Source organism: Mesorhizobium sp. M4B.F.Ca.ET.203.01.1.1, assembly GCF_004791025.1.
GTDB classification, from domain to species: Bacteria; Pseudomonadota; Alphaproteobacteria; order Rhizobiales; family Rhizobiaceae; genus Mesorhizobium; species Mesorhizobium abyssinicae.
In genome coordinates this window covers 1-442 of sequence record NZ_SRUO01000066.1, presented here as the reverse complement: position 1 = coordinate 442, position 442 = coordinate 1, and the positions used below count along the sequence as shown (strand labels likewise).

General features: G+C 61.1%; 1 protein-coding gene. It reads left to right on the top strand.

Features of this window, described 5'->3' with window-relative positions; translation table 11 throughout:
* Positions 1–10: 10 nt before the first annotated feature.
* Positions 11–442 (top strand): B12-binding domain-containing protein (locus tag EN846_RS33630; protein ID WP_189522964.1); only part of this gene is annotated, 432 nt, incomplete at its 3' end.

The following is a 442-nucleotide window of genomic DNA, read 5'->3' as shown; positions in this document are numbered from 1 at the left end:
CCGAGAAAAAATGTCCGACGACGAGATCATCCTTTCCGAGCTTTCCGACGACGAGCTCGTGCAGCAGATGCACGACGACCTTTATGACGGGCTGAAGGAAGAGATCGAGGAAGGCACCAACATCCTTCTCGAGCGCGGCTGGGTTCCCTACAAGGTGCTGACCGAGGCGCTGGTCGAAGGCATGCGCATCGTCGGCGAGGATTTTCGCGACGGCATCCTGTTCGTGCCGGAAGTGCTGCTGTCGGCCAACGCCATGAAGGCCGGCATGGCCATCCTTCGCCCGCTGCTCGCCGCCACCGGCGCGCCCAAGCAGGGCAAGATGGTGATCGGCACCGTCAAGGGCGACATCCACGACATCGGCAAGAATCTGGTCGGCATGATGATGGAGGGCGCGGGCTTCGACGTCATCGACCTCGGCATCAACAATGCGGTCGAGAAGTAT